This window comes from Deefgea piscis, assembly GCF_019665785.1.
In the GTDB taxonomy this organism is placed as follows: domain Bacteria; phylum Pseudomonadota; class Gammaproteobacteria; order Burkholderiales; family Chitinibacteraceae; genus Deefgea.
Genome location: NZ_CP081149.1, coordinates 2,698,778 through 2,711,949 on the forward strand (window position 1 = coordinate 2,698,778; position 13,172 = coordinate 2,711,949).

At 47.5% G+C, this 13,172-nt stretch carries 9 protein-coding genes; 4 read left to right on the forward strand and 5 right to left on the reverse strand.

Going from position 1 to position 13,172, the window contains the following annotated elements:
- Window positions 1-344: 344 nt before the first annotated feature.
- On the reverse strand, window positions 345-1,928 hold the full coding sequence (locus K4H25_RS12595; RefSeq protein ID WP_221020830.1) for an inorganic phosphate transporter: 1,584 nt from the start codon (window positions 1,926-1,928) through the stop codon (window positions 345-347).
- 839 nt (window positions 1,929-2,767) lie between these two features.
- On the opposite strand from K4H25_RS12595, the gene K4H25_RS12600 reads away from it, so the two are divergent.
- Window positions 2,768-3,751: an IS110 family RNA-guided transposase gene (locus K4H25_RS12600; protein WP_221020831.1), complete on the forward strand. Its 984-nt coding sequence runs from the start codon at window positions 2,768-2,770 to the stop codon at window positions 3,749-3,751.
- 40 nt (window positions 3,752-3,791) lie between these two features.
- Here the strand turns inward: K4H25_RS12600 and K4H25_RS12605 are convergent, their stop codons facing one another.
- The 4 genes from K4H25_RS12605 to K4H25_RS12620 form a co-directional block, all read right to left on the reverse strand.
- Window positions 3,792-5,279, reverse strand: a complete 1,488-nt coding sequence (locus K4H25_RS12605) for an autotransporter outer membrane beta-barrel domain-containing protein (RefSeq protein ID WP_221020832.1) — start codon at window positions 5,277-5,279, stop codon at window positions 3,792-3,794.
- Between the two features lie 705 nt (window positions 5,280-5,984).
- Window positions 5,985-7,790: an aspartate--tRNA ligase gene (gene aspS, locus K4H25_RS12610; RefSeq protein WP_221020833.1), complete on the reverse strand. Its 1,806-nt coding sequence runs from the start codon at window positions 7,788-7,790 to the stop codon at window positions 5,985-5,987.
- An 82-nt stretch (window positions 7,791-7,872) separates the two neighbouring features.
- Window positions 7,873-8,580, reverse strand: coding sequence for a DUF502 domain-containing protein (locus tag K4H25_RS12615; protein WP_374706357.1), 708 nt, complete (start codon window positions 8,578-8,580; stop codon window positions 7,873-7,875).
- A gap of 20 nt (window positions 8,581-8,600) precedes the next feature.
- Window positions 8,601-8,810, reverse strand: coding sequence for an FmdB family zinc ribbon protein (locus K4H25_RS12620; RefSeq protein WP_221020834.1), 210 nt, complete (start codon window positions 8,808-8,810; stop codon window positions 8,601-8,603).
- A gap of 275 nt (window positions 8,811-9,085) precedes the next feature.
- Between K4H25_RS12620 and phnD the strand changes: the two genes are divergently transcribed.
- The 3 genes from phnD to K4H25_RS12635 all read left to right on the forward strand — a co-directional run bounded on the left by phnD (window position 9,086) and on the right by K4H25_RS12635 (window position 13,136).
- Window positions 9,086-10,054: a phosphate/phosphite/phosphonate ABC transporter substrate-binding protein gene (gene phnD / locus K4H25_RS12625; protein WP_221020835.1), complete on the forward strand. Its 969-nt coding sequence runs from the start codon at window positions 9,086-9,088 to the stop codon at window positions 10,052-10,054.
- A gap of 987 nt (window positions 10,055-11,041) precedes the next feature.
- On the forward strand, window positions 11,042-11,425 hold the full coding sequence (locus tag K4H25_RS12630) for a DUF6394 family protein (RefSeq protein WP_221020836.1): 384 nt from the start codon (window positions 11,042-11,044) through the stop codon (window positions 11,423-11,425).
- A gap of 7 nt (window positions 11,426-11,432) precedes the next feature.
- Complete coding sequence (locus tag K4H25_RS12635; protein ID WP_221020837.1) at window positions 11,433-13,136, forward strand: potassium channel family protein; 1,704 nt, start codon at window positions 11,433-11,435, stop codon at window positions 13,134-13,136.
- Window positions 13,137-13,172 lie beyond the last annotated feature (36 nt).

The window sequence follows — 13,172 nt, forward strand, 5'->3', positions numbered from 1 at the left end:
ATAAAAAAACCGCTGACACGTCAGCGGTTTTTTTACGCTTAAACAATTAGCGCCATCAGTATATAGATACAGCCATTATGCAATAAAGACTACCAAGCAATACCCAATGTGCAATAAACAAAATCCACTGAGTGCCGAGCGATAAAAGGCAATGGACAATTGCTCACAAATAACGGACTGGAACTGGTAAGCGCTGGCTGACCAACAACTGCAATGCTTCACTGGCTAAGCAAATTCTACAAAGAGTCAAAAATGATTCTCTTAAGCATTTACACAAGCAATAACTAAATCGAAACCAATAAAAAAGCGCCAGACAATTGCTGGCGCTGTTTGCATCGAGTGGCTTAAGCCGGCATCAACATGCCCCGCAACATAAAGAACAACATCGCCGACAGCAATGCCGAAATCGGTAGCGTTACAATCCATGCTGCAGCGATCTTCATGATTTGCGAGCGCTTCACGAGTTCTTGGCGATAGACTTTTTTCAAGCCTTTACGCTCCATTTTAGAAAAATGCGCCGGATCAAGTTGCGATTTAGCTTGCTGCTTCAGCTCTTGCAACATCAAGGCTTTTTCTTTTAAGCCGGCTTTATTAAAACGCAGCAAGAACGTATCTATCGCAGTCTCATCGCCTTCCGGATGATGCGCCTTGATTTCATCCAGCGTACGCGCATGGTTGGCCTTTAGGTATTCACGCAAGAAACCAACGCCAAACACACCACCAACCGCAATATGCGTCGAACTCACGGGCAAACCCAATTGGCTGGCAAAAATCACCGTAATCGTTGCCGCCATCGCAATACAGAAAGCCCGCATTTGATCGAGCTCAGTAATTTCCGAACCAACAGTACGAATCACCTTAGGCCCATACAACGCCAAACCAAGTGCAATACCCATCGCACCAATCACCATAATCCACAGTGGAATACTGGCACTGTCTTGCAAACTAGTGCCACTACTAATGAGCGCATCATTAATTGCGGCTAAAGGGCCAATTGCATTGGCCACATCATTGGCGCCATGGGCAAAGCTCAACAAAGCGGCAGCAAAAATCAAAGGAATGGTAAAGAAACGATTCACGCTTTGCTTATTATTGGCCACATCCTTAATTCGCGACCGAATCACCGGCGCCAAAATCGCACAAACAACAGCGCCGATCGCAAAGCCAACCCCAACAGCAAACCAAAAATCAACTTTCCAAATTTTATTCAAGCCTTTGAGCATTAAATAAGTGCTAAAAGTCCACGCCATCAACCCCACCAACACTGGAATCATTTTCGCCGCTGCGGCGATCATATTGGTTTGGTAAGTGATCGTTCGTTTAATCAGATACAAAAAAATCGCTGCAAAAATACCACCGAGCAAAGGCGAAATCACCCAACTGATGGCAATCGTTCCCACTTGCCCCCAATCGGCAATCCCCATGCCGCCAGCCGCAACGCCCGCGCCCAAAACGGCCCCCACGATGGAATGCGTTGTTGAAACTGGCGCTCCCACCACCGTGGCAATATTGAGCCACAATGCCCCCGCTAACAAAGCCGCCAACATAATCCAGATAAAGGTTTGTTTATCAGGAATCAAACTCGGGTCAATAATGCCACTACGAATGGTCGACACCACATCGCCCCCCGCCACAATCGCCCCTGTCGCCTCAAAAATCCCGGCAATAATTAACGCCCCACCCATCGTCAGCGCTTTAGAGCCGACCGCAGGACCCACATTATTCGCAACGTCATTCGCCCCAATATTGATGGCCATATAAGCACCAACAACCGAAGCCACAATCAGCATGATGCTCGGCGTGGTGCCACGTGAAGCGGTATACAGCACAATGCCGACAATAAAGAGTAAGGCAATGCCCAGTCGAACGAGCTCGACATGCCCAGATTTGGCGGCATTGTGAATGGTATCAATTTGTTGGTGGTTCATAGCTTCACTGTGATTGCTAGGTTGGTAGAAATAGCGGTTGCAACCCGCTTTCATAAACGCGCTATTGTGCGCTTTGCAATACAGAAGGGCGACGCAAAAACTCACACAATACAAAATCAATAGCGCCAAGTTTTAGAACCACCCAAGCTCACTGCGATACGCAGTAAAAAATCAGTCTACACCTTGATTCACAGTTTAAAAACCATCAACACACGCACACCAGAACAACATAGCAATACCATGGGTATCTAACTAAAAACCTTACAAATAAAGGCCCACAATAAAATACCCACAGTTATATGGTATTTTTCATCATGCGGGATATAACAAAATCTAACTCACCCTCAAGATAGGCAATTGAAATGCGCCCCATATACAGCCGCAGTACAGTCAACATCCCATGGCTAAATTGAGCATCCTCACCCACGGTTAACGCTGATTTTAAACCTTGACATAACAGCCAACACCCCAGCCAATACTTGGTCACGTCAAAAGCTTATGTGAGCATGACTCAAGACAACGACCCGATGTCAGATACCAGCAGAAAGTATACGTAGGGTGGAATAAACGAAGTGCATTCCACCTTGATGCATTTTGATGCGGTGGAATGCGCTGGAGCTTATTCCACCCTTGTATCTTTCTCTCCGTGGTGGTTAGCTACTACCACATGAGGCGAAGTGAGTTTGAGCCCACCCTTAAGGCATCGACCTTGCCATGTAGATTAAACCCTTCGTCCTCACTTCTTTCGCCAAATCAGACACTGAACGGTAGCCAAGGGCTTTGACCCTGTATGCACAAGGCAAGTGGGCGAATTAGGCATTTTTACAGGAAGAATCTTCATGTTTTATCTCGGTATTGATGTTGCTAAAGCTAAACTCGATTGTTACTTGTTAACTCAACTTGACCCACTCAAAGGCAAGGCCAAGGTCGTACCCAATACCGCCAAAGGCCTTGCTGATTTGCTAGCTTGGCTGACTAAAAATCACATTCCGCATGACCAGCTGCACGTCACGATGGAGGCCACTGGCGTGTATCACGAACTGGCCGCCACACTACTGCATGATGCAGGCGTTTGCGTCTCGATTGCCAATCCCGCACAAGTGAAGCATTTCGGCCAAGGCCTCGCGGTGCGTACCAAAACCGATGGCGTTGATAGCCAAGTTCTGGCGCGTTATTGCGCAATGATTAAGCCTGCTGCGTGGCTACCACCTCCGCCTGAAGCCCGCATTCTAAAAGGACTTCTGGCTCGCCGCGAAGCGATTTTGCAAGACTTACTCCGCGAAAAAAATCGGCAAGAAAAAGCTGAATCTACGGTGACGACCGAGCTGATTCATCAATCGATTAACGACAGTATTGTCTTTCTAAATGCTCAGCTCAAAAAGCTACAAAGCCAAATCGACGACCATATCGACCGTCATCCTGGCCTGAAAAACGACCTCAATTTACTGCAAACCATCCCAGCAATCGGCCCACAAAGTGGCACGCAATTATTGGCGGTGATGCATACGCATCAATTCAATACGGCCGAACAATTGTCGGCCTATTTGGGCTTGGTGCCCGTCGAGCGGCAATCGGGGTCATCGATTCTTGGGCGCGCCAAACGGTCTAAAGCTGGTCCTGCAAAGGTTCGTGCCGTGCTCTACATGGCTGCCATCGTCGCCACCAAATACAACCCCCACGTCAAAGCCTTATTTGAGCGTTTGCTTGCCCGAGGCAAGAGCAAAATGTCGGCGCTCGGTGCTTGCATGCGCAAATTAGTTCACCTGTGCTTCGGCGTGCTGAGAACCCAGAAAAAGTATCAAGCTGAGTATCAAAATGCTTGACCGGCAAGACGGTATCTACGGTGCTAGCACAGCCATAGGTTTAATGGAATTTATACGCAAGCGACAGATTCAACTCCCAAGCATCAAGGCCTTCACTGTGAATTTGCGTCACACCAAGGTTGAGCGTTGATTGATCTGCATTTTTCGCTTTTACCCCCAAACTACCACGCAGATACCACGGATCTACTTTATTCATCCTCAAGTTATCGCCCAATACACGGTTACTATCAGGATCTTTAAAGACATAATTTGCACCAAATTGAGCAAAAGGCGTCAGCACCCAACGATCGGACGCGGTGAAATCTTTATTCAATTCCGCAGAAACGCCTGCAATGCCGGTATTTTTATTTCGACCATCAATGGTTAATCGATAGACAGGGAATTGCGGTAATTTTAGGCTTGCTTGGTAGTCATCACGCCGACCTACGCCATAATAAACCGACGCTTTTGGCTCGATGCGAACCTCATTACCAAATTTAAACAGCCCAGTGGTGTTCAGAGAAGCAAACCACACATCATCCTTAGCGCGAGCATGTAATTGATTCGAGATATTGCTATCGATTTGGCGGTGTTCATAGCCTAACCATGCATCAGCAATCCATTGCTCATTAATCCGATAACCAAGATAGGGGCCAATACTCCAAGCCTTGGCATCAGCCATTTGGCTACCTGAGAAGGTCTCAGAATCTAAATCATTAATCGTAACGACCAAGCCAACCGTTGTATTTGGATTAAGCATACGATCCATACCAAATTGGCCAATATTGACTCCCCCATTTCCTGAGCGACCAAATCGATCATCATCAAATTTAACGTGTTGATAACTAATCCAACCCACCCAGCGATCGAGGGCTTCTTCGGAAGCACTGGCTACACCTGAACTTCGCTGCAACAAATTATCAACAATCCGCAGTGAAATGTTTTGAACACTGACAATGGTACTTAATAAATACGCACTAGCCGTATTATCAATCACCTGATCAGGCGTTGGAAAAGGATCGGTTGGTCCCGGTGGATTGGGCGTAACGATAGGTGTTGGTGTTGCGGTTGGTGTTGCGGTTGGCGCAATGGTCGGTACTGGCGTTGGCGCAGTGGTCGGTACTGGCGTCGGTACTGGCGTCGGTACTGCCGTTGGCGCTGGTGTTGGTGCGACAGGGAAAATAGCGCCGCCCACTTGCTCTTGGCTTTGGATTAAGCACCCACCACCAGAGCCTGCTCCCACATCCCCCGATTCATCAAATAAACTATGGCGAAAGGCACTGCCTTGTCCAACAAGGCTTGATTCTGAAAACCGCAGTTTGAAAGGGCCAGATACAAATTCATCGACCAATTGCAAGCTCTCGCCTGCCCGTAATCGGGTTGGCGTAAATTGAAAATTGGATAACCAAAATGATTTACTGTTATCACTTAACTTACCAAAATAAATTAAAGAGCCTTGGAATTTACAAGGCCCATCTGCCGCTTGCGCGCCAGTCACAACCCCAAATCCCAGTAAACCAGCACAAATTAAACGACCCAAAAAACGCATATCTTCCCACTCCACTGAGGATTATATTTTGTAAGCATCTTCATATATTACACCAATCAAGCCAAATTCTTACCTAAAAAGACAACCCCATCAACACACTTAAATGTAGCTATTTATTTACATTACTTAGAAGGCAATACGTCGACTTTATTTCAAACCTCGCTGAGCTGCGCGAGATCCCGTGTAGCAAGCTGAGCGAGGAACAAGCGGGGCGGGGTTTTTGCGATCATTGTTTGAGGCCGCAGGCCGAGTTTTGATCGCAACCGCCTCGATTGTCCGCAGCGAAGGTACGGGCGTAGCCCGCGCAGATACCCGGGTCGCCTTTAGCTTCGCAGAAACTGCGCCTTCGGCTTGTTTTCTTTGGCCCACACTTTCTTTGGCGAAGCAAAGAAAGGTGGGTGCCGCGCGGCATTAGCGCGACTTTGATTGAAACAGCGCATCGAATTAAAACCAACGTTAATCGCGCGATTGTTGGGCTGCGCGGGCTTAGCCCAACTTACTCAATCGATGCATCGCGAATCACAATGTGCGCTGCCGGAACCTAATCGGCGGGTTACGCCTTCGGCTAACCCGCCCTACACACCAATCCGCCCGACCAAACCAATGGGTATATAAATACAGCCGATGACCTCGAATGCCTTCCAGTCAATACCCAACAAAAAAGGCGACCGAAGTCGCCTTTTTTTAATCCAAGCTAATGAGCAATTACGCTAAATTGGCTTGCTGAGTGTTACGCAAACGAATGTGCAATTCGCGGAGTTGTTTCTCGTCCACTTCGTTCGGTGCATTGGTTAACAAGCACTGCGCGCGTTGCGTTTTCGGGAAGGCAATCACGTCGCGGATTGATTCGGCGCCGGTCATCAATGTCACCAAACGATCCAAACCAAAGGCTAAGCCGCCATGCGGAGGTGCACCGAATTGTAGATTGTCGAGCAAGAAGCCAAATTTGTTTTGTGCTTCTTCTTCGCCGATACCGAGAGCTTCAAATACGGTTGATTGCATATCGGCGCGGTGGATACGAACTGAACCGCCGCCCATTTCCCAACCGTTGAGGACCATATCGTAAGCGCGGGCTTTGCATTTGCCCGGATCTGATTTAAGGAACTCGATGTGCTCAATTTTCGGGCTAGTGAACGGATGGTGGCAAGCATTCCAGCGGCCTGCGTCGTCGTCGCGTTCGAACATTGGGAAGTCAACCACCCACAATGGTTTCCAGCCGCGAGTGAAGTAACCCGCTGCTTCGCCTTTTTCGTGACCGACTTTCAAGCGCAATGCGCCGATGGCTTCGTTAACCACTTTTTCTTTGTCTGCGCCAAAGAAAATCAAATCGCCAGTGGTTGCGCCAGTGCGGGTGATGATTTCTTGCAAGCAAGCTTCGCTCAAGTTTTTAACGATTGGCGATTGCAAGCCAGAACCTTCACCGTTGCTCAGGTTCGTTACATCGTTGACTTTGATGTACGCCAAGCCTTTCGCGCCATAGATCGCCACAAACTTGGTGTAGTCATCGATTTCTTTACGACTGATGCTTGCGCCACCTGGAATCCGTAAGCCGACTACGCGGCCGTTTTCCATATCGGCTGCGCCGCGGAAGACTTTGAATTCTTCGGCTTTCATCAAATCGGTCAGTTCTGTGAACTGCAACGATACGCGCAAATCAGGCTTGTCTGAGCCGTACAAACGCATTGCGTCGTCATACGCCATACGTGGGAAGTCGCCCAATTCAACACCGATGGCTTCTTTAAATACGTGCTTGGCCATTGATTCGGTGATGTCCATGATTTCGTCTTCGTTCAAGAACGAAGTTTCGATATCAATCTGGGTGAATTCAGGCTGACGATCCGCGCGCAAGTCTTCATCGCGGAAGCATTTAACGATTTGGTAGTAGCGATCGAAACCGGCGACCATCAACAATTGCTTGAACAATTGTGGCGATTGCGGCAAGGCAAAGAATTGACCATCGTGCACGCGGCTTGGCACGAGGTAATCACGTGCGCCTTCTGGCGTTGAACGAGTCAACATTGGCGTTTCAATGTCGATAAAGCCCAAACCATCGAGGTAGTTACGGATTAACATCGCTACGCGGTAACGCAAACGCATATTTTTTTGCATCACAGGGCGACGCAAATCGATCACGCGGTTAGTTAAACGCACGTTTTCAGAGAGATTTTCATCGTCGATCTGGAACGGTGGCGTTGCCGCTTGGTTTAGCACGGTAATGCTTTTTGCCAAAATTTCGATTTGGCCAGTGATCATTTTGGCGTTAGTCGTGCCTTCTGGACGCGCGCGCACTTCACCGGTGATTTCCAATACGTATTCATTGCGCGTTGCATCGGCAATCGCAAAAGCTTCTGGGATATCCGGATCAAACACCACTTGCACCAAACCTTCACGGTCGCGCAAATCGATAAAAATCACGCCACCATGGTCACGACGACGATGGGCCCAGCCCTTAATCGTGACAGTTTGGCCCAGATAACGACCATCAATCAAACCGCAATAATCGGTACGCATCAAAGAACTTCCTCAAATAAATAACACAAACAATCAATAAAACGGACAAGCCCGCTTGTGGCACAGCCACATTATTTTTTAATTAGCCTTTTACCGCGGCAGCTGGCTCGCTAGATAAAGCCTGCGCCTGCGGATAAATTAAGGGCTTAGTACTGGGCATCACTACACCCAGCGAGATCACGTATTTCAGCGCCTCATCAACACTCATATCCAGCTCTTTAACATCACTGGCTTTGGCCATAAACAAAAAGCCCGATGTCGGATTGGGCGTGGTGGGTACAAACACCGAAATTAATTCGCCACCGAGTTTGTCACTAATTTCGCCACTGGGAATACCGGTCACAAAACCGACTGACCATGTTCCTTGATGGGGAAACTGCACCAAGACTGCCTTGCGAAACGCATTGCCTGAATCAGAAAACAAAGTGTCTGAAACTTGCTTCACGCTCATATAAATCGAGCGAACGATTGGAATGCGCTTCAAAATCGACTCGCCAACTTCCAATAAGCGACGGCCCAAAATATTGGCAGCAAAAATCCCCGTTAACAACAGCACCAGCACCGTTAAAATCACCCCAAATCCAGGAATGTTTTCTTCCCCTCTTAAATGAGGAAATAACTGCGCCATTGCTTGCAAAATCCAATAATCAGGACGAACTTGATTTGGTACAAATGCCCCTAGCTGATCCATAGTGCCAATCAATAGATTGAGCACCCACAATGTGATCACTAAAGGAATCCAAATCAATAAACCAGTAAAAAAGTAGCGCTTAAATAATGAGGTCACAATTTTACTCAAGTTAAAATCGATTAAGAATTCGAACCGGTGGTGCCAGAACCGCCTTTAAAATCAGTTTGATACCAGCCCGAGCCTTTCAGTTGAAAACCCGCCGCAGTCACACACCGAGTGTATTTTTCGGCTTGGCAAGCTGGGCATTGCGTTAATACATCAGCGGACATTTTTTGTAAGTGTTCGTCTTGATGACCACACTCAGTACAGCGATAAGCATAAATAGGCATAATTATTCATACGCGACCAACCAGAAGGCGCTGATTATACCTTGTTCGCACGCCAAGGTCGAAACCACAACTCATTCAAGCTAAATCAAAACCGCTTTACTCCGCAAAGATCCAGCGCAAGATGGCTTTTTTCGGTACTCGCCAAACATTTGGCAATACCCAAACAACGTGTAGCGACTGCGGATTACTGACTCGTGATTACTTACAAACATGTCATATTACCGTCACACACCATCCTTATCATGTAGTCCCTTCGCCGCTCGGGATTATTTGTTATGCCATTTCGCCTTCTTTGCTTACTATTTTGCTGTTTGGCGCTCCCCGCGCAAGCCGATATCACCATCGGCTTACTCACCTCGCGCAATGACGAACAAACGCTAGAAGACTGGCAGCCGATTCTGAATGATCTGTCCGCCGCCATCGGTCAACCGGTCAAAGCGTGGGTGGGCAATGATAGAGCGGTGTTATTGAATAAAATAAAAAATAATGAAATCCAAGTGGCCCGCGTTGATAACAAATTGGCACTCGATGCAGTAGAAAATGCCAAGGCCGAAGTTTTTGCGTCCTTAGTGCAAAGCGGCAATCAGGCAACGTATCGCAGCGTGATGTTAGTTCGCAGCAACAGCCCGATCAAAAATGCCGAGCAATTACTGCAACATCCGCAGCAACTAAACTATGCCTCAGGTATCAATGGCAGCACCGCTGAATATTACATTCCGCAATACCATTTGTTTTTACAAAAAAACATCATCCCAGAAAATTATTTCAAACGCATTGTGTATGGCAATGTCGAACAATCCTTTATTGCGCTGGCGACCCAGCAAGTCGATGTCGCCGTTAGTAATTCATTTGACTTAGAGCAGCTCAAAGAAAAGTACCCACGCGATCACGCAAAAATGCGCATTATTTGGCAATCGCCTGAATTTGCTTTTGACCCGCTAATCCAACGGCAAGACTTACCTACCCCGCTCAAAAACAACATCAAACAGTTTTTTACTCAGTACGGCAAAACAGGAAGTAATACCGCGCAAGCCAAACAGCGCTTATATTATGCCGACCAATTGGCAGGGTTTATGCCAGCGGACAATCGCAGCTTACGCCAAGTCACTGATTTGCAACTGTTTCATGACTTATTCAAACTCACCTTAAATAAAAAACTCGCTCAAACCGAAAAAACTCAACAGCAAGAGAGCTATTACAAACGCTACCGCCAACTGACTCAATTACTTGGTGGCGCCAAATAACCCCCGCATCACATTCGGGGTATATAGCGCTTAATTTTATTCAATTTGAGTTTCAGCAACATACCCAGACTGATGATTAAGGCACATCGCGTAATTAAATCCCAAAGCCACGCTTGATGCGCCTATGATGAAACGAACCTCGTGCGCGACGCACCGTGCAGGTTGCATTCAACATTACCTACTCAATCATCAAACCGGAGCAACATCATGGCCAAGGGTCAAGCGCGCAGTAATAAAGAAACTAAAAAACCGAAGAAAGAAAAATCAGCCACAGTGCCGGTAGCTGGCTTTATGCCGGCGGCAAAATCCAGCGACAAAAAATAATAAGCCTAGGCTTAACGATCGGCTTGAAACTAAGCCGTTCATTTTTTCCTGCCAACCCTTCGCGCTCTCCAGCATTGCATTACGCCATCTTGATCTGCCATTTCTTTTTTGCCTCTGCGACGAACTTGCTCTCACTGGTAAGGCATTGCGATTGTTTTACTCGCCCCGAATCGGCCATTGCCCGCCAGACATCCAGCAAAAACCTGCTTAAAAAAAAGTCAGCCCTTATTTATTCAAACAAATCATTAAGATAAGCCGCTTATCCACAGCTTATGCACGCAAAAACTCACGCCAGTTGAGCATAAAGCCATGAAATGGCCTATTTTTTCACATAGGCTTAGCCACTTTATAAGAGACACTAATTTTCAACGACTTAAGTGACTTACCCACAGCTGGAGCTGAATTTTATCCACGACTTCTGGGGATAAAATTCAAAATGATGCTTCACCACGAACTCGCCAGCACCAGCGCCAAGCAACTGTAATAATTACATCGCGCTTTTACGGCGAATGATTTGACCCAATGAGGGAAGCAAAGCATGATGCGCGCACCGTACCAAGGCGGCGCGTTTGAGCTTAATTTTCGGCCCTAAGGCCCTGATAAAATCTGCATCACGCACTAAGCCAATAATCGGCTCACGATTTACTTGATTGGAATCTCACCATGAATTTAGAAAAAGTCATCTTTGGCTTCTTTATTTTACTGGCGTTTACGCTCAATTTTGGTTTTGTCATCGGCCAAATTGATATCGCCCACCAGCACGATGTGAATGAGCTGTTTGCTGCCATCATCGTCAATTTAATCGCCACAGTGATTAAATTTGGTGATCGCACCCAAGTCGGCGCGCTACATTTAGCCACCAGCTTGGTAGCTGATTTACAGCTTATTGCCGCGAGTTTCGTCTGGTGGAAAGCGCTCTACATTACCCAAATCGGGATGACGCCAGCGATTACCACCACCATTGTGTCGCTGTCTGCCGGTGCTTTGGCGGCCAACTTGGTTTCTGTCATTTTATTAATTGGTGAAACCTTGCAACATCGTCGTTAAGCCTGCCATGCCCAATATCTTCTTTTTAATGCTGCGGCGTTTACGCACGCCCATCATCACGCTGATTTTGATTTACGCCGTTTCGGTATTTGGTCTGGTGCTCATTCCAGGGATGGATGATGCTGGCCAGCCGTATCGCATGGATTTTTTTCATGCGATTTACTTTATCAGCTACACCGCCACCACCATTGGTTTTGGTGAGATTCCTTATGCCTTTACCAGCGCGCAAAGGATGTGGGTTTTAGTGTGTATCTACCTCGCGGTGATTGGCTGGGCTTATGCTTTAAGCTCGATTTTTGCACTTACGCGTGATCAAGCACTCACCAAAGCGATCCAATACACTCGCTTTAGCAGCAAAGTAAAGCGCATGAACGAGCCGTTTTATCTAATCTGCGGCTATGGGCAAACTGGGCGCATTCTTTGCCAAGTGCTCGACACGCAAGATATTCGTTTTGTGGTTATTGATCTACGCGAAGAACGAATTAATGATGTCGCTCTGGCCGACTATCATTTTGATGCGCCATTTTACGCTGGCGACGCTGCCAATCCTGAGTTACTCAAAATCGCGGGGCTATCGCACCCACGCTGCATTGGTGTGCTGGGTATTACTGGCGATGAAAAAACCAATTTGTCGATTGCCATTACTGCCTTTGTTTTACGCCCCAAATTACTCTCAATTTGCCGCAGCAAAAATCAAGAAGTCAGCGACAATATGGCGTCATTTGGCACCAATAAAGTCATTAATATGTTTGAAGCGGTGGGCCAGCAGTTTCAATTGGCAATGCATGCGCCAGCCGTTTCGCACTTACGTAAAATCTTGTCGGACTTTCCTGGCAACCCTTTCCCACCAAGTATTAAACCGCCCAAGGGGCATTGGGTGATTGTTGGTTATGGGCGCTTTGGGCGCTCGATTCATAAAGCGTTATCGCAAGAAGGCATTAGCGTTCACATTATCGACCCCGATCCACAGCCTGAGCTCGACCCTCAGATCTACCACAAGGCCTTAGGGGTTGATGCAGCTTCACTCAAAACCGCCGGTATTGAGCACGCCGTGGGCTTATTTGTCTGCCACGATGACGACGCCAATAATCTCTCTTCGCTGGCCACCGCACGGGCGATTAACCCCGCGCTATTTATTGTTGCGCGGCAAAACTTAGCCACCAATCATTTATTGTTTAAAGCCTTTGCGCCGAATTTTATTTCAATTCGCAGTGAAGTCGTCGCGCATGAAGCATTGCGCGCCATGGCCAATCCGCTATTGGCTCAGTTTGTTTTGGCTTTAGTCACCAAAGAAGACGAATGGGCAAGCCAATTGACGCTCGACATCGAAAATCTCTGCCAAGGCATTGTGCCTGAGCACTGGACGGTGCGGTTAAATGCAAAAAACCCCGCTGCGGTGCAGGCCTTTTTGGCGCGTCCGTTACCGGCATTACAGATCAAACATTTTTATCACAGCGTGATTGATCACGGTCGGCCATTGCAATGCATCGCGCTATTACGTCGCCATGGCGAAAAAGATATTTTATTGCCTAAAGCCGAAGACACATTGCGCTTTGGTGATGAATTGCTGTTTATTGGCGACCATCACGCCCAGCAATCTCACCAAGCCATGTGCAGTGAAGTCAGCTTAATGGAATACGCTCGCACCGGTGCTGAGCAACCACAAAGCTGGATATTTCGCAAAATTGCCGCGTGGCGAGAACGCATCTAAAGCTGTGCCACCCGTGCTGTGGCACAGACGCCCACA